This is a genomic window from Paraburkholderia sp. JHI869, from assembly GCF_038900775.1.
Lineage (GTDB): Bacteria > Pseudomonadota > Gammaproteobacteria > Burkholderiales > Burkholderiaceae > Paraburkholderia.
Genome location: NZ_JAYMSC010000026.1, coordinates 34701 through 51567, shown reverse-complemented (window position 1 = coordinate 51567; position 16867 = coordinate 34701). Strand labels below are relative to the sequence as shown.

General features: G+C 55.0%; 13 protein-coding genes. 4 read left to right on the top strand and 9 right to left on the bottom strand.

The window, feature by feature from the left end:
• Positions 1–43: 43 nt before the first annotated feature.
• Positions 44–1243, top strand: a complete 1200-nt coding sequence (locus VSR72_RS32550) for an alpha/beta fold hydrolase (RefSeq protein WP_342956370.1) — start codon at positions 44–46, stop codon at positions 1241–1243.
• 112 nt (positions 1244–1355) lie between these two features.
• On the opposite strand, the gene VSR72_RS32545 is transcribed toward VSR72_RS32550, so the two are convergent.
• The 9 genes from VSR72_RS32545 to VSR72_RS32505 all read right to left on the bottom strand — a co-directional run bounded on the left by VSR72_RS32545 (position 1356) and on the right by VSR72_RS32505 (position 13242).
• Positions 1356–2357, bottom strand: a complete 1002-nt coding sequence (locus VSR72_RS32545) for an amidohydrolase family protein (protein ID WP_342956369.1) — start codon at positions 2355–2357, stop codon at positions 1356–1358.
• 124 nt (positions 2358–2481) lie between these two features.
• Positions 2482–3831 (bottom strand): MFS transporter, encoded by a 1350-nt coding sequence (locus VSR72_RS32540; protein WP_342956368.1) that lies wholly within the window; start codon positions 3829–3831, stop codon positions 2482–2484.
• A 333-nt stretch (positions 3832–4164) separates the two neighbouring features.
• Positions 4165–5322, bottom strand: a complete 1158-nt coding sequence (locus VSR72_RS32535) for a porin (RefSeq protein ID WP_342956367.1) — start codon at positions 5320–5322, stop codon at positions 4165–4167.
• A 349-nt stretch (positions 5323–5671) separates the two neighbouring features.
• A complete protein-coding gene (locus VSR72_RS32530) occupies positions 5672–6598 on the bottom strand; it encodes an NAD(P)-dependent oxidoreductase (protein WP_342956366.1) in 927 nt (308 codons plus the stop codon).
• Between the two features lie 18 nt (positions 6599–6616).
• Positions 6617–6994: a carboxymuconolactone decarboxylase family protein gene (locus VSR72_RS32525; protein WP_342956365.1), complete on the bottom strand. Its 378-nt coding sequence runs from the start codon at positions 6992–6994 to the stop codon at positions 6617–6619.
• A 165-nt stretch (positions 6995–7159) separates the two neighbouring features.
• Entirely contained in the window at positions 7160–8482 is a 1323-nt protein-coding gene (locus VSR72_RS32520; RefSeq protein ID WP_342956364.1) for an MFS transporter, read from the bottom strand.
• Positions 8483–9608: 1126 nt separating this feature from the next.
• Positions 9609–10943 carry an MFS transporter gene (locus VSR72_RS32515; RefSeq protein WP_342956363.1) on the bottom strand — a complete coding sequence of 445 codons (1335 nt, stop codon included), beginning with the start codon at positions 10941–10943 and terminating at the stop codon, positions 9609–9611.
• Positions 10944–11073: 130 nt separating this feature from the next.
• Positions 11074–12228, bottom strand: coding sequence for a porin (locus VSR72_RS32510; protein ID WP_342956362.1), 1155 nt, complete (start codon positions 12226–12228; stop codon positions 11074–11076).
• 255 nt (positions 12229–12483) lie between these two features.
• Positions 12484–13242, bottom strand: coding sequence for an alpha/beta fold hydrolase (locus VSR72_RS32505; RefSeq protein WP_342956361.1), 759 nt, complete (start codon positions 13240–13242; stop codon positions 12484–12486).
• A 497-nt stretch (positions 13243–13739) separates the two neighbouring features.
• On the opposite strand from VSR72_RS32505, the gene VSR72_RS32500 reads away from it, so the two are divergent.
• The 3 genes from VSR72_RS32500 (at position 13740) to VSR72_RS32490 (ending at position 16756) form a co-directional block, all read left to right on the top strand.
• Entirely contained in the window at positions 13740–14066 is a 327-nt protein-coding gene (locus VSR72_RS32500; RefSeq protein ID WP_233852965.1) for a carboxymuconolactone decarboxylase family protein, read from the top strand.
• 49 nt (positions 14067–14115) lie between these two features.
• Positions 14116–15018 carry an NAD(P)-dependent oxidoreductase gene (locus VSR72_RS32495; protein ID WP_342956360.1) on the top strand — a complete coding sequence of 301 codons (903 nt, stop codon included), beginning with the start codon at positions 14116–14118 and terminating at the stop codon, positions 15016–15018.
• Between the two features lie 235 nt (positions 15019–15253).
• Positions 15254–16756: an aldehyde dehydrogenase family protein gene (locus tag VSR72_RS32490; RefSeq protein ID WP_342956359.1), complete on the top strand. Its 1503-nt coding sequence runs from the start codon at positions 15254–15256 to the stop codon at positions 16754–16756.
• Positions 16757–16867 lie beyond the last annotated feature (111 nt).

The window sequence follows — 16867 nt, the reverse complement described above, 5'->3', positions numbered from 1 at the left end:
GTATCGTTGAAGGGTCGGCTAGTGCCGGTCGTAGTGTCGAGCCGTGCACGAAGAAGCCATCGGAGAACCCACAACCGTCCCGCTACTTGCCTTTCCCCTCGCGATCATTGCCGGCGCGGAACAACTGTCGCGTCATCTCAAACGATCCTCCATAACGAAACACATGCAGGGCAAACAGATGCCATTGACGACATCGAACAATCCCATCAGCCTCGCACGGCAGGGAAGCTTTTACGTGGGCGGAAGGCAGGTCACGGCAGCTGGCACTTTTGAATCGACGTCTGCGATGCCAAGTAGTGCCGGTCAGACATACTGGGTCGACCAGATGTATGTGCAGTATCAAATACCCGTCAACCCGCGAAAACTACCCATCGTTCTCGTACATGGTGGCGGTTGTACCGGGCGCGTATGGGAGACGACGCCTGATGGCCGGGAGGGGTATGCGACCATCTTGCTGCGGCAAGGTTTCTCCGTGTTTATCGTAGATCTTCCGCGCGGAGGTCGTTCTGGCTTTCCAAGTTTCACAGGAGAGTTGGGGAAACTGGATGACGAGCAAAGGCTGGTGGAGCAGCGCACGTTCGCGCCAGGAAGGGAGCACGCGTGGACACGCTGGCGTTTAGGGCCTCGATATCCCGGGACTTTCCACAACCAGGCGTTTCCAATGAGCGCTGTCGATTCGTTCCTGAAGGGTATGCGACCATCAGTCACGGACGATCCGAAAGTAATGTCCGATGCGCTCATTTCGTTGCTGGAGGAGATTGGACCGGCCACACTTGTAACTCACAGCAACTCCGGGCTCTACGGCTGGTTGGCCGGAGCAAACTCAAACCTCGTCAGAGGGATTGTCAGCTACGAGCCCGCTTTCGTTTACCCCGAAAGCTGGAAGGCCTCGATTCGGACTGAAGAACGCCCTAGATCGAAAGCTGGAAAGCAACCTGCTGTCACATCGATTTCAGACGACTCATTCGCACGGCTGGTCGATGTACCGATGGAAATTGTGTTCGGAGACAATATTCCCCTCAACCCCGACCCGAATCCCCTTGCTGATGGTCGCCGTATACAGCTCTACGTCGCAGAAGAGTTCACGCAACTCGTCAATGAACAAGGCGGTAGGGCAAGTCTCTTGTCCTTACCGGAAGCAGGGCTGCGCGGTAACTCTCACTTCATGTTCTCCGATATCAATAGCATCGACGTCGCCGCGCTTCTATGCAACTTCCTTTCAAGACACAGGCTTGATGAGTGACTCGGCGAACAAGACACATCCTGCGCGCTGAATCTTGCTGCACCACTCACTTAACAGAGGCCTGATCTCCACGACTAGGCAACGACCATCTCCCGCTCCAGGCCGCCAATATTCATATTTGATAGACGCGTTTCGCAGTACCGGAGAATAATGCGACTTTTTCCGCCTCCGAAATGTCCCGAACACTCCACTTGAGCGCGTTCCATAGCGGTACGAACCCGCAGGAGCGAGCGTCAGCTGAGAAGTTACTTTCCGTCATGCACCGATCCGGACCAAAGGCATCGATTGCCGCCAGCACATAGGGGCGCCACAGCGCCGCAAGCGCCTCATAACCGATAGCTTCGTCTCGCTCTTCAAGGCCAAACCCCCAGTATGGAAGCCCCAACCCACCAATCTTGCACGATACGTTGGGCCTTTCAGCGATCTCACCCAGGCATCGGCGCCAATCGTCAAAAACTGCGGCGCGCCCGTCCGCGTCCATGTCGAGTGCGACTGCAAGCCCCATATGGTTAACAATAATGGGGAGATTGGGGACCGCATCTGCAAGCTTGGCTAGCTCCGGCAGTTGGTGATGAAAAACCGACGCATCGAAGGAGAGTCCACGCTTCTCAAGCTCCTTTAGACCCGCGATGAAGTTCGGATGCTCCATGATTCCGCGCGGAGGGCGCTGCTTAAAATACCGATACACCGCATCGTCAGGATGCTCGTTTGTGACTTGCCGGATCCCGCGAAACCGGTCTGGCGCGATGCTGATTGCTCGGTCCAGGAATTCGCCGATCGCGCTCCCCTCCCGCAGGTCGGCATGCGCCACAATCGCAGAACAAGCCCGGCACTGCCCGTATGCTCCACTGGCCGCCATCGCTGCCATGCCATTCGCGAATTCAATTTCTCCGAGTGGACGGAGTAGCTCCGGGCCATCGGGGCGAATAAACGCCTGCGTCTCGACGTAGACTGATGCGACGATATTGTGACCGGCAGTCGCATCTGAGAGATATTCGTCGAGCATGTACTGCAAGGTCGGGTGCATCCAAAGATGATGGTGCGAGTCGATTATTTCACGCTCAGGTTCAATGATTGGCTCAGCCCTGCCGTCTAGACGTTTATTTCGGGTCACAATGTCGTTTCACCTGCGGTTTAAGAGATAGTGGATCGGGCCTGAATTCGTGGACTGACCGACTCGATAGCAGTTATAGGTGCCGTGATCAAAAGCCAACCTTCAGCGGATCAGCACAAAAGGATCACGGGTTAGGACATTCTTTCTTATAAAGTGCGTCATTTTTCCCACTCTGCTTCGATAGCAGTACGCGAACCAACAAAATGGCAAGAACCGCAAGGGCGTCCATTCCTGCCACGAAGTAGAGACCTCCGGCGAAGCTGCCCGTGGCATCCTTGAGGAACCCCATAATCCACAAGCCAGCAAACCCTCCCAACGCGCCGATCGAGTTGATGACTGCGACGCCACCAGCCATTGCTTTTCCTGACATGAACGTAGAAGGGAGGCTCCAAAAAGCTGGAGCGCATCCGTACGAGCCGAAGGAGACCAAGCTGAAGGCAATCATCTTGACAGTCAAGTCCGACGACAAGGCTGCGATTACAAGCCCCACGGCTGCAACGAACATCGGGACGGCGACGTGAAAATATCGCTCCCGCGTGACGTCGGATCTCCAGCTGACATACAACATTCCGATGCATCCAGCAATGTACGGCAGAGCCGACACAACGCCCGTATTAAAGTGGCTAAGTCCGAAAGAGTTGACAATTTGCGGTAGAAAGAAACCGACACTGTAGACAGTGAGCACAATGTTGAACATGAAGAAACTGAGCAGCAGCACGGGCGGAGACAGCAACGCCTGAACAACGGTGTAGTCGCGAACATGCTCTTGTATGTCAACTGCCTCCTCCCTGAGCTTTTCGGAAAGCCAGGTAACCTCGTCCCTTGCCAACCATTTGCTCGTGGAGGGACTATCGGGAAGGTACTTGAGGACCAGCCCGGCAAGGACGATCGCTGGGATGGACTCGATGATGAACATCCATTGCCAACCCTGCAGACCCAGTCCGCTGACGTACAGCAAAGCTCCAGAAATTGGCGTGCCAATGAGAAATGTCAGAGGACCCGCGACGTTGAGGTAGCCCAGTACTCGGGCTCGATACTCAGAAGGAAACCACTGGGCGAAGTAGTAGACGATGGCCGGATAAAAGCCGGCTTCCGCCGCGCCAAGAAGCGCGCGCATTGCATAAAATCCGATTGGCCCCTTGACAAAGGCCATCGCGCCCGCGACCAGCCCCCATGTGAACATGATTCGGGCAATCCACCGCCTGATGCCGTATCGAAACATGAACAGGTTCGATGGAACCTCCATCGTGAAATACATAACAAAGAACAGGCCTGAACCGAATCCGAACATGGACGCTGTCAGACCGATATCTTTATTCATTTGCAGCGCTGCAACACCTACGTTTGTTCTGTCGAGGTAGGCGAAAAAGTAACAGAGGATCACCAATGGTAGAACCCGCCAGGTTACCTTCTTAATGGTCCTGCGTTCCACTCCGTGATCCAACACAGATTCGCGTTGATTCGATTCTTGCATTTTGTCTCCTGTAGTCACCCACCGGGTTATGCGCCCAGCTTATAGGGCTCCTCGTGCTTCGAGTATAGTGTCTCTATAAGAGCGAATCCCAGAGCGCTGCAGGCGAAGGAGGTCGGCACGACACGCAAAGATCACTGCGGCCGACTCATCGGAAATCGCTGACCTGCGCTTACCAAATGGACTAACGCTGCCATCTCTCCCGTCACAAGTCGTCAAGTTTCGGTAAGCGAGAACTAGGCCTTACACTCGGCTTACAATTCAGCGAAGTTAGACCACGGGGCGGTGACACGCTTTTCACTGTTGCCGCGCCCGCCCCTGATATCGGCCCCGTTTTCAGAATTTATGCCGCATCCCGATGCGGATCAAAGTCTGATTCTTGCTTGTCGATGCATCCGGCGCGAACGAACCACCCGCACCATAGGAGTCTGGCGCAATCGAAGCGAATGGAGCATCGCCTGCAGCTCTTTGATAGACGCCCAGGAGGTAGAGGTCAGTTCGCTTCGTCAAGAAATAATTTGCGATCAAGCCGATTTGATGATATTTGGGTTCAGCACCCGAAGCCTTCAGGTGCCCATCGGTAAAGACGTAGCTTCCGCCGAAGAAAATGTTAGGCCGGAAGTAATACCCCACATTGACGTCGTAATTAGAAAACGTCAATGAATCATTGCTCGTGTCAAATTTCGAATGAGTATAAACGAACGAAACCTTAACCGAACTGATTGTATAAGAGGCACCAGCACCAATGTTTTCTTGCCGCTTCACTGGGGTCGTTAGCCCGAGCGGTCCCAATGCAGACGTGGTAGAGAGGTTGAGATAGTCTCCCTGAATCGCACCGACAGTGGTTTCGTTAGGCGTGCTTAACCGAAAATAACCAGCACCGAACTGAAATCCTCCGCCCTGATACGCCGCACCAAGGCTCCAGGCTCGATTGCTTGCAAACCCTGAACCAGTGCCATCGGCATTGGAAGCGGCATTGCTGAAGCCGTATAACCCCCCAAACGTGAAGCCTCGAATGTTGGGGCTCGCATACTTGACGGAATTGTTAATGTGGAATGAGTTAATCAGGTCGTCGTTGTCGAACGGGTGCCCAACCCCGATATACACGTTACCAGAATTCACCGGCTGAACATAATCGACGATAGATTCGTACTGTCGACCGAGCGTCACCGTACCGTATTTGTCACTACTGATTCCGACGTAGGACTGACGTGCGAACATTCGATTAAGCGCTAGACTTCCGTTTGCGGCAGAAAATCCGTTTTCCAACACAAATACCGCTTTCAGTCCGCTGCCCAAATCTTCAGCGCCTCTCAAGCCCCAGCGAGAGCCCTGTAACACGCCACTGGTATTAGTCCAATTTGCGTGCCCATGGTCATTGCTGATGTAGCTGATCCCCTCATCAACAAGCCCGTAGAGAGTCACACTACTCTGCGCGTGCGCCGTACCTGCAAAGAGCGCGATCGCCGAAACACCAAAAATTCGTTTGTCCATAGCCTACTTCCCTCCTCCGTTCTCCAAAATTTTGATAGGTTCAAAAAGAACCGATTTTTTTACAGACTTTCGTTGACGTTAGTCACTCAGATTTAGAACCTAACAGTTCCGATTTGAGCGGTTATAATTAGTAATCCATAACATCTTCTAAGCCGTTTCTCGTATCTTATAATTTTATTATTTAATGATATTTTCGTTACCTTCCTGACCGGAAGCGAAGTTCTTATGCAGTCTTTACTACGGGTGTAACGTCGACGATTCCAGTAGGCGGCGCCTTAGGTCTGCAAGAGCTCGAGCTTTGCAGACGCTGGTGAGCGCGGCTTTTGACAAAGCCGCGCCTGCTTCAAATTTAGGTCTTCTGCAGCGCCGCTTCCAAAGCCTCATGGCTGACAGCGATCTTCACGCCCGCTCGCTCGAGCTGCAGCTTCATGAATGCGCGCGAGTCCTGTTCGCCCCAACCGCGGCCGAGGGCCTCTGTCATCTCTTCGAGCGTGAGATTGGCCAATCTCATCGGTACGCCTAGTTCCTTCGCGAGACCGGTGCCCAACATCATGTCCTTGTGGCCAAGCTTCAGTGCGAAGGCCGGATGCTCGAATTCGCCAGGAAGAAACTGCTTGGTCAACATAAGCAAGGGTGACTGTTTCCCCACCACGCCAAGCCGCATTGCTTCCCAGAGCTCCAGCGGCTCGATGTCGGCCTTGACCGCCATCGAGAACACTTCAGCCATGATGTTGAGGATCATGTAGCCCGCCATATTATTCGCGAGCTTGGCAACCGTCCCGGCGCCAATCGGACCGACGTGCCGGGCCTTATCAGCGAACTTTCGAAGCAACTCGGCGTGTTGCTCGACCACTTTCTTGTCGCCACCAATCCAGATTGCGAGATCACCGGAAGCTGCACCTGCCGGGCCACCGCTAACCGGCGCGTCAAGCATCTGGCCGCCCTTCTTGCTGAACGCGTCATGGATGCGGCGGTTGAGCGATAGCGAACTCGTCGACAACTCGAACAAGACAAGCCCGGGTTTCATGTTCGCGAGTATGCCCTGCGGCCCCAAAACCACTTCCTCAACCTGGACCGGACCAGGAAGCGAGGTGAAGACGACGTCTACTTCCTGTGCAATTTGGGCGACACTGGCCGCTTGATGCGCGCCCGCGTTCACCAATGCCGCGACGGCTTCCGGGTTTGCGTCGTAGACGAGAAGCGATACGTCACTCTTAGCGAGGTTCTTGGCCATACCTTGGCCCATTCGGCCAAGCCCAATAAATCCGACTTTCATACCTGCCTCCAATTTCCCTCAGACCCCAAGTTCTTCGAAAACTTTGCGCGCGACGCGGAAGGCAGTGACGCCCGCCGGCATTCCACAATAAACGGCCACTTGCAACAAGCACTCCCGGATTTCATCCTTCGTCACACCGTTCTTAAGAGCGATCTTCACGTGACCCGCGAATTCTTCTGAACGATTAAGTGCCGAAAGCATTCCGAGGTTCAGGATGCTGCGGCTGCGGCGATCGAGCCCGGGTCGACTCCATACCGCGCCCCAACAAAACTCAGTAAGTAGTTCGTGGAGCGGCACACTGTAGTCGTTGGGGTCACTGAAAACCTTGTCGACATATTCCTTTCCTGCCAGCTCCGTGCGAAGTGCAAAACCTTTCTCAAAATTCTCCGTTGCCATACCTTTCTCCCAACTTAAGTCTCAGAGCCGCGAGCGCCAACGCCCTACGGATGGTGGTTGAAAAACTTCTGTTTCGCGAGTCGCCGTGTTGTCTTGTCCCAACTCGGCCTTACCTCGAGCTGGATAGAGCCAACATGAGTACCCAAAAAGTGTCGAGAAAACGTCTCAGCGAGCTCGCCCAGGAACCAAAGCAGAATCAGGAGCCGCGTGCTCGACGGAATGTCGCAGACTAACGCCCCGGGTTTCAGGAACGAACTGGACTGCAACGAAAGCGAGTATTCCTACGACCGCCGTATAGACGCCCGGGGCTGTGTTAGAGCTAAACTTATTCACGAGCCAAGTAGCAATAAGCGGCGTCGTTCCGCCCATAATTGCGGCGCTCAATTGGAACGAGATCGCATGGCCAGTTCCACGATAGGCCGTGGGAAACACTTCGAGCGTCGCAGTCATCGCGCCGGCGCCATACAGTGCGATGCCTATGGCGAAGATGACCTGCCCGAGCAAAGCACCGGATAACGTTCCAGAGCTCGCCAGCCAAACGCATGGGTAGGCGCAGATTGCAATCCACAGTGAACCGAAATTCAGCAGCTTTTTTCGACCGATGCGGTCGCCAAGCGCTCCCGCAAACACGAAGACGATGCCGATTGTCATGATGCCTGCTGCATTCGTCAAAAGCGCTACTTCGACCGGAAGCTTCACTTGCGTCACAAGGAATGTGTACATGAACCCTTGGAGGAAGTACGCGCTAACTGCGGACAGGGGAACAAGACAGAAGACATACGCCATGCCTCTTGCCCCGGAACGGGCTGCCGTCGCAACAAGGTTTTCAACGCGAGACTCACGTGACGCCTGAACGTATTCGTCGGGGTCGTGAAGACGACGTCGAAACCAAAAGCCGATGAGACCAAGCACGCCTCCGAATACGAAGGGGACGCGCCAGACCCAATCCGCGAACACGGAAGGATCAGTCCACGACTTCAGGAAGAACAGCAGTATCGCAACGAACGTGTTGGACAAATAGCTGAAAAAGTAGATGACGCCAATCCACTTCCCACGCTTATCGTCGGGCGCGGATTCGATAACGTAGGCCGCGCTGCCGGTACTTTCGCCACCCAAGGCCATGCCTTGCGCGAGGCGAAAGAAAACTAAGAGGAGTGGCGCGACAATCCCAATTTGATGGTATGTAGGCAGCAGACCGATGGCGGCGGTAGATCCCGCCATCAGCCATACCGTGGTCGTCAGGACTTTGATCCGGCCGATGCGATCAGCCAACATTCCGAACAGCAGTCCACCAAATGGTCTGGCAAAAAGTGCGACCGCATACACAGCAAACGTACTGAGGATAGCAGCGGTTCGATCCACCCCAGGGAAAAATAGGGCGGCCAGGATTGGTACGGTCAACCCAAATACAGAAAAATCGTAGATCTCAATAAAGTTACCGATTGCGCCAGCGGCTAGCGTGCGCCGCACTTGCTTTTTATCACTCACGTCCCCTCCAAATTTGGAAGCTATGCAACCTAAACGCCGATACGACTGCAATTTCTCAACGCTTCTAATGCAATTTTTGTAGCCGAGAAACCACTCATCAAAACCTACAACAACCGTTGCGCCTCCTATATCTAACAGTTCGTAAATGCGACACGATTGGCAGGGACAGCATTCCACAACCGATGACTAAGCGTCAGCTTGTCGGCGTGTGCGCAGTAAGTATGCGGAGTACAAGGACCGCGTTCTCGGTCCGCGGGGTCTGGATGGGGGATGCAAAGAACCTCGGACACCGGGAGGGGAATCGCGTCAAGGGTCGTACGATACTCAATGATGTGGGACGTCTGACGCGAATTTGTCAGGGTCGACGTCGACCGCAGCGGGCTAAGCCTTTCTTTCCAGCAACAACCGCCACGGCAGGTACCATGAACAGGAATGTATGTGCTGTGAAAGTTTAAGTACACTCGCAGACAAAATTCAGCCCACGTGGTTGGATTAGCCATGCTTTTCTCGATTTAAGAGCCGACTTTTCTCTGCACCGCCCTTCGCACTGTGTCGTGCAATGCGTCTCCAAGCGACAGGGGCGTGCGCAGCCAATGAGTGCGTCCCATGGTACCTATGAGCCCTACATCCATCTACCAAGCAACGTGGCAAGCATCATTGCCTCCTGCGCAAAGGTCTCACGGGATTGGACGGATCAGCCCAACGAATGCGGAACGCATGGTGCTGGATTAGCGGTCAGACGGCCTTGACGCGATTCTTCAATTGGCTCCGAGGTTCTGGTGGCCGTTGACTCGATTTTCCTCAACGCGGAAGAGGAACCAAGACTCCCCAAATATGATTCGTGACCCGCCAAGCCTATTTCACTTTCGATCTGGCGTCCGTACACGTGACCCACTGATTGACTTCCCCTATTCGTGTGGCGTGCGTTTTATGATTGCAATTCGTGAACTGAGGTTCGAGTATGGCGGCGACCAACCGCGCGTGGCGCGTGCTCCTCGAGAAGCACGCGCCTTATACTAAGCAGATAGCACTTGAAGATGCAGGTCCATATGTCGCTGCGTCTTTACGCTCAGTCGCAGCACGTTACATCGGGATTTAGAAACAGGACGTGACGCCTCCATCGCGCCTACCTAGCCACTGCTCCAGTCGGATCTGCCGGACTGCCCTCAATCGACTGACGCAGTCGAATTCCCCTCGTTTCAGGCACAAACTGAATCGCGACGAACGCGATCAAGCCACAGACTGCGGTATAGATCCCGGGCGCCGTCGGAGTACCAAACTTCGCGACAAGCCAAGTCGCAATCAAAGGTGTTGTACCGCCCATTATTGCCGCGGCGAGTTGGTAAGATATTGCGTGTCCGGTAGCTCGATATGCGGTCGGAAACACCTCAAGCGTCGCCGTCATCGACGCGCCTCCATAGAGACCGACACCGATAGCGAATAGAATCTGTCCGAGCATTGCGCCCTCGACCGTTCCTAAACTCACCAACCAAACAGACGGATAAGCGCTGATTGCAATCCAAAGAGATCCGATATTGAGCAGGGCTTTTCGACCGAATCGATCGCTAAGCATCCCTGCAATCAAGATTGTGATTCCGATCGCCATGATACCGGCAGCATTAGTCAATAGCGCGATTTCGGGGGCGACTTTCACCTTCGTCACGAGGAACGTGTACATAAAGCCTTGAATGAAGTAGCCGCCTACTGCTGAGAGAGGTACTAGCAGGAACACATGGAGCATGCCCTTCGATCCAGACCGTGTTGCAGTCACGACAAGATTCTCGACTTTTGCCTCGCGAGTCGCTTCGATGTATTCCTTTGGATCCTCCAACCGCCGCCGAAACCAAAACCCGACGACTCCGAGTACGCCTCCGAAGACAAAAGGAATTCGCCAAATCCAATCCGTAAAGGCAGCAGGATCAGAGAACAATCTAAGTGCAAGCAGAAGCACAGCTACTGCTGCGTTAGGCACGTAGCTGAAAAAATAAATAAAACCAATCCACCGACCTCGCTGACTGTCGGGAGCAGACTCGATGACGTAGCTTGCGCTTCCAGACGTCTCCCCCCCTAACGCAATACCTTGACAGATGCGTAGCAGGACGAGAAGTGCTGGTGCAATGATCCCAAGAGTCTTATAGGTTGGCAGCAGACCAATGAGAGCGGTGCTCCCGGCCATCAACCAGACTGTGGCAGTAAGAACTTTGATTCGGCCAACCCGGTCCGCCATCATCCCAAAGAACAGGCCGCCAACCGGTCGCGCGAAGAACGCGACAGCGTAAACGCCGAACGTGCTCAAAATCGCTGCCATTCTATCGGTGCCTGGGAAGAAGTGCATCGCCAGGATAGGCACCGAAAGTCCGAATACCGAGAAATCGTATACCTCAATGAAATTACCGATCGCACCGGCACCTAGCGTGCGTCGCATAGCTTTCTTTGTACTCACGTCTCCTCCGAGTTTCATAGAACTGCTACAGCAAATAACTAGAGCTTAAGACGGCTCTCAGCAACATCGCGCGCGCTGATCCTTGTTATTCTCGAACCGGCAAGAGCTTCGTGGCTGAGAGCTTCCTCAAATCGCCCTCAGATGACGCTCAGAACTTGTGTCGGATACCAACGCGCACGAGAAGCTGGCTCTTGCTTGTCGAAGCGTCGGGGGCGAAGCTTCCACCCGCACCATATGAGTCCGGTGCGATCGAGGCGACTGGAGCGTCACCCGCAGCGCGTTGATAAACACCGAGCAGATAGAGGTCTGTTCGCTTCGAAGCGAAATAGTCGCCGAGCAAGCCAACCTGATGGTATTTCGGCTGAGCACCGGTTGAGTCGAGCTTGCCATCAGTGAAGGTGTACGTAGCTGCAAACGTAATATCGGGGCGGAATTGATATCCGACGTTCACGTCATAGTTTGAAAACGTCAGATTGTCACCAGCAGACGAAATCTTGCTATGACTGTAAACAAACGCATAACGGACCGCGCTCATCTGGTACGAAATACCCGTAGCGATAATCTCTTGGCGCTGAACAGCACCGACAAGTCCCGCGCTTCCGAGTGCAGACGTCGGCGAGTAATTGTTGTAGTCCCCGACAATGGCGCCAACCGCATTCGAGTTTGGCGAACTCAGGCGCAGATAGCCCGCAGCGAGCATCAACCCGCCAGTTTGATAGTTCGCGCCCACGCTCCACGCTCGATTGCTTGCGAATCCCGAGGTCTCCGCAGTTCCGGGCGAGTTACTGAACCCATACAGGCCTCCAAAGGTTAGGCCGTTGAAGTTCGGGCTGCTGTACTTAATCGAGTTATTAATGCGGAAACTATTGATGAGGTTATCGTTGTCGAACGGATGACCAACGCCGATATAGATGTTCGACGATGGAGTCGGTTGAACGTAGTCGATGATTGAATCGTATTGTCGACCGAGGGTGACGGTTCCGAATCTGGTGCTGCTCAGCCCAACATACGCTTGGCGAGCGAACATACGCCCTTGCGCGAGAGCGCCGCTAGAGATCGAAAACCCGTTCTCGAGCACGAACACAGCCTTCAGGCCACCGCCCAAATCCTCGGCCCCTTTCAGGCCCCACCGCGGGCCGTTCAGCACGCCGCTAGAGTTTGTCCAGTTCGCATGGCCACCGTCGTTGCTGATGTAATTTATCCCCTGGTCCAGCAAGCCATATAACGTTACGCTGCTTTGCGCATGTGCTGCGCTAGCCATGACGCTCACGACTGCTGCTCCAATCAGCTTGCCCTTTTCCATTTCGTCTCCAAGTATTTCGCATAACGTAATATATAAATTACATCTGCGATGGTTTGAATTTTTATTGCCTTCCTGCTGCGACTCGTTCACCGAAAACTACGCCTCCCCCCGTCCATTACAAACCTTGCAGCGAGGGGAGAAATACCGCCACTTTCTCCTATTACTTTTTCTAGCGCCCGGTCCTGTCACTGACTACGCGGAACCTTATTTCTCCGATCACGCAGTTGCCTTTCGCAACAACGTCTGCTGTTCGAACTAGTTGATGTCATCAAGCATACGAGCCAGTTCGTCTGGCCAAGTCAGCATTGCATCATGGCCAGTTTCGATCTCGAGGTAGTTCCACCCTCGTTGACCTCTGGCTACCTCACGCGAATGGGCCGTGTTCGGATGTAGCGGCTTCGTACACGCGATGTATGTCGCCGGAACACCATTACCAAGAGGGTGATGCAAAACAAGCTTGCTAAAATATGCGCCGAACGGATGCGCGGTCACGAGCCTTCGTGCTCGTTCGAGCATATCTGCGTCAGTGATTCCAAAATTCTCTGGAGGTGGTGGCGGCACGCCGATGCCCGTGCTATTGCACTCGCGCGCACGCTCGAGATAGCGTTCGATAATTTCTGGAGGAGCTGTGTCTGCCGGCGCCTGCCCAGACATGAGAACCTGGGCGTCCAAATACACTAAATGACGCAACCGATCCGGCATCCGATCTGCGAGTGCTGAAACGATCGAGCCGGCGAAGCTGTGTCCTACCAGAATTACGTCATTCAGCTCTTCATATATGAAGACCTGCTCCACGTCCTTAATCATTATGTCGAGCGTGGGGCGCGTCTCGATCAGGTGCGATCGCTCGCCGAGTCCGGTCAGTGTTGGGGAATACACCGTATGGCCTTTCGAGCGCAGGTGCGCGGCCACCTCCTTCCAACACCATCCTCCGTGGTAGGCGCCATGGACGAGGACGTAGGTCTTCGTCTTAGTCAGGGGATCCGGTTGAGCCCGGAAGTTCAGACTGGTCATGCTGTTCTCAGTTTAAGAGCCGACTTCACTCCCACGCGCCCCTTGCGCTGTCTCGCGCAGGTCGTGTCTCCGTTCCGACGGGGCGTTCGCAGGTTTATGGACGAGCCCATGGTACTCACCGGTCACCGCGCCTACCAGCAACCAACGCGGCAAGGATCATTGCCTTCTGCGCAAAGATCCAACTCGCGTCTTTCAGCTAGATAAATCTTTGAAGCTCATGCGCTCTGAGTGACGTCAGCACGGCACGACATCCCCTGACGTCAGGCTCGGAGCTACGAAATACGTGGGAAATTGGATGTGGCCCCGTCACCGCGGCCAGCGCAGAAGGGCGCCTTCGGGCTTTGCGCGCCGAGCAAAGCTACTTGCCATGCCGCCACCTCCCCGGTGTACGGAGGCGGCGATAAACTCGGACGGTGCTCAAAAAATCGTAGCCGTCGTACGCGCATACGATACCTCCCCCATCATGAGCACAGCAAATACGCAAATAGGAGACGCAGATGACTGAACTCACACCCTCGCAAAAGGCCAGACAGTCCCTTCAAGAAATCGCACCGAAGTTGGTCGAACTGGGCGACACCGTGCTGTTCGGGGACATCTGGGAACGCCCGCAACTGTCGAAGCGCGACCGAAGCTTGATCACCTGTACGGCTCTCGTCGCCTTTGGCTGGACGGAACAGATGAAGACTCATTTCCCACGTGCAATCCAGAACGGAGTCACGAAGGAAGAGCTCATTGAGATGATCACCCACATGGCGTTCTATTCGGGGTGGCCGAGCGCAAACGTAGCGGCATTCCAAGCCAAAGAGATCTTTGCGAATCTGTAACTGGCATCGCGACAGAGTCGACATCGAATTACGGTACGGAGTACACGGTATGAAAGTTGGTTACATTGGGCTTGGCGAGATGGGCGGAGCTTTGGCTCGGCGGCTTCAACTTCGACAGCCATTGTTTGTTTTTGACCTCAATTCGGCCGCGCTAAAAAGTCTTGCTGAAAGCGGCGCATCGCCTTGTTCCTCGGCACGTGAGCTTGCCGCGTCTTGCGACACGGTCTTCTTTTGCCTTCCGACTAGCGAGCACGTGCGTACTGCCCTATTCGGCGAGAACGGCGTCGCACAATCGCTAAAGCCGGGCACGGTCGTCATCGACCAGACCAGCGGCGATCCGAGCATCACGCGCAGCATCGCTGCTGACCTCGCGAAGCTTCAAGTCAAGTTCGTCGACGCCCCCGTGAGCGGCGGCCCGGAAGGAGCTCAGGCTGGTACGATCGCTATCCTGGTCGGTGCCGAGCCGTCCACGTTCGACGAGGTGCGCCCGTTGCTTGAACTCATAAGCCCGAATATCTCACACGCCGGCGGTGTCGGTGCGGGCCACGTCATCAAGCTGATCAACAATCTGGTCTCGGGCGCACAGAGACTACTGAGTCTCGAAGCCATATCGCTCGCGACAAAGAATGGGATCGATCCAGCGAAGGCTTGCGAAATGCTGGTAAGCGGCAATGCCAGGAATGCATTCCTCGAAAAATACCTGCGACAGCACGTGCTCACTGGAAAGCTCAATTTCGGCTTCACGCTAAGCCTAATGCACAAGGATCTCCGGCTTGCATGTCAATTAGGTAACGATTCCCGGGTACCGATGTTCTTCGGAAATCTGACGCGAGAAATGTATCAGATGTGCATTAGCGAGAAGGGCCCCGATGCCAATGTCCACGCCTGCACCCTGGTTATGGATCGCCTTGCAGGAACGCATCTGGTTCCTGCTGATAACGATCTAGAATAAATCGTAAGTGTCGGGCAAACATGCGATTCCCGACTGGTCGTATGTGCGTATCAAGTTGACGGCTCGCGCCGCCGCCCCCTCCTGTCGAGCAGTTGCCGGGAAGTCCCAGCATCAGACTTTCCCTCGTTGAAGCGTCGCTTGCATGGCTGGCGACCGTAGAGGCGCCGAGGCAACAGCGACACGGTTGGGGGCGCGGACCACGCATACCTTTACTTCCCTTGAGGGAGCAATGAACATGAACTTAGCGAACGCTGGGGAACGACAATCGATTAGCCTTGGCCATCATAAGGCTCTCGAATGGATCAAGGGCGGCCCGAAGCAGCTACTGATTGATGGCAAGTGGGTGAATGCCCAATCTGGGAAAACGTTCACCACCTATAACCCGGCAACAGAAGAAGCGCTTACGACGGTCGCAGAGGCGGACGAAGCGGATGTCGACGCTGCCGTCGCAGCAGCTCGACGTGCCTTTGTTGCGCCCTCGTGGGCCTCAATGACGCCGGACCAACGTACGGTTGCGCTGCTAAAGATTGCCGATGCGATCGAGGAGCACGGCGAGGAGCTTGCGGCCCTCGAGACATTAGATAACGGGATGCCCCTGTGGTACAGCACTAACACCGTGAAGAAGTGTGCGGAAGTGGTGCGATATTACGCTGGATGGCCAACCAAGATTCTCGGAACTACCAACCCGAGTGACCCGTCGTCCTTCATCTACATGGTCCGTGAGCCCGTTGGCGTTTGCGGCCTCATCAACGCGTGGAACACGCCCCTCATGATGGCGTGCATGAAAGTAGCCAACGCGCTCGCTTGCGGGAATACCGCCGTGGTCAAGCCAGCCGAATTGACTCCCCTGTCGACGCTTCGCTTCGGTGAAATCGTTCAGGAAACGGGACTTCCCCCAGGTGTAGTCAACGTTCTGCCGGGGCCCGGCGCAGTCGCAGGCGCCGCACTTGCCGCACATCCTGACGTCGACAAAGTCGCTTTTACTGGCTCCACCGCGGTTGGCAAACAGATTCTCGCAGCCTCGACTGGCAACCTGAAGAAGATCACCCTCGAACTCGGCGGGAAATCGCCGAACATCATTTTCCAGGACGCTGATCTGGATAGCGCAGTTGCGGCTGCGGTCCGAAGCTTCTGTGGAAACTCCGGTCAGATCTGCTCCGCCGGAACACGCCTGTTTGTACACGAGAGCATCCACGACGAGGTGGCTCGGCGGGTCAGCGAACTCGCGGCGACCTACAAGGTCGGTTCCCCGTTCGACGCTGACACCAAACTCGGCCCGCTCATCTCTCAGGATCAGCTACATCGCGTGATGTCATATGTAGATGCCGGAACCACTGAGGGAGCTGACCTCCTGCTCGGCGGTTCGCGCGTTGGCGATGTCGGCCACTTCATCCAGCCGACCGTCTTTGGCTCAGTCGCGAACTCGATGAAGATTGCCCGAGAAGAGATTTTTGGCCCAGTCCTCTCGGTCATTCCGTTCAGTGACGAGCAGGATGCAATCGCGAAGGCCAACGATACGCCATACGGCCTCGCAGCCGCGGTATGGACCCGTGACTTGACCCGCGCCCATGCCGTATCACGCGCGATCAAAGCTGGTCGCGTATGGGTGAACACATATGGAGAGGCACACCCGGTAATGGCTTCTGGCGGCTACAAGCAGTCGGGGCTCGGTCGGGAATTCGGTGCAGAATCCCTCGAGGCATACACGCAGACGAAGGCCGTTCTGGTGCGACTTTGATCGCAAGAGGTAATCCAGACTCAACGATCGACTAGGCGAGCAACAACAGGCGGCTATCATGACGGATGGTAAGCCGCCTGCTTTCTCCTCGTGACGCGAAGCGAGTCGCTA

Excerpts from the sequence above, each read along its gene's own strand:
- VSR72_RS32540 (WP_342956368.1), bottom strand. The coding sequence starts at position 3,831 with ATGCAAGAATCGAATCAACGCGAATCTGTGTTGGATCACGGAGTGGAA.
- VSR72_RS32535 (WP_342956367.1), bottom strand. The coding sequence starts at position 5,322 with ATGGACAAACGAATTTTTGGTGTTTCGGCGATCGCGCTCTTTGCAGGT.
- VSR72_RS32530 (WP_342956366.1), bottom strand. The coding sequence starts at position 6,598 with ATGAAAGTCGGATTTATTGGGCTTGGCCGAATGGGCCAAGGTATGGCC.
- VSR72_RS32525 (WP_342956365.1), bottom strand. The coding sequence starts at position 6,994 with ATGGCAACGGAGAATTTTGAGAAAGGTTTTGCACTTCGCACGGAGCTG.
- VSR72_RS32515 (WP_342956363.1), bottom strand. The coding sequence starts at position 10,943 with ATGAAACTCGGAGGAGACGTGAGTACAAAGAAAGCTATGCGACGCACG.
- VSR72_RS32510 (WP_342956362.1), bottom strand. The coding sequence starts at position 12,228 with ATGGAAAAGGGCAAGCTGATTGGAGCAGCAGTCGTGAGCGTCATGGCT.
- VSR72_RS32505 (WP_342956361.1), bottom strand. The coding sequence starts at position 13,242 with ATGACCAGTCTGAACTTCCGGGCTCAACCGGATCCCCTGACTAAGACG.
- VSR72_RS32500 (WP_233852965.1), top strand. The coding sequence starts at position 13,740 with ATGACTGAACTCACACCCTCGCAAAAGGCCAGACAGTCCCTTCAAGAA.
- VSR72_RS32495 (WP_342956360.1), top strand. The coding sequence starts at position 14,116 with ATGAAAGTTGGTTACATTGGGCTTGGCGAGATGGGCGGAGCTTTGGCT.
- VSR72_RS32490 (WP_342956359.1), top strand. The coding sequence starts at position 15,254 with ATGAACTTAGCGAACGCTGGGGAACGACAATCGATTAGCCTTGGCCAT.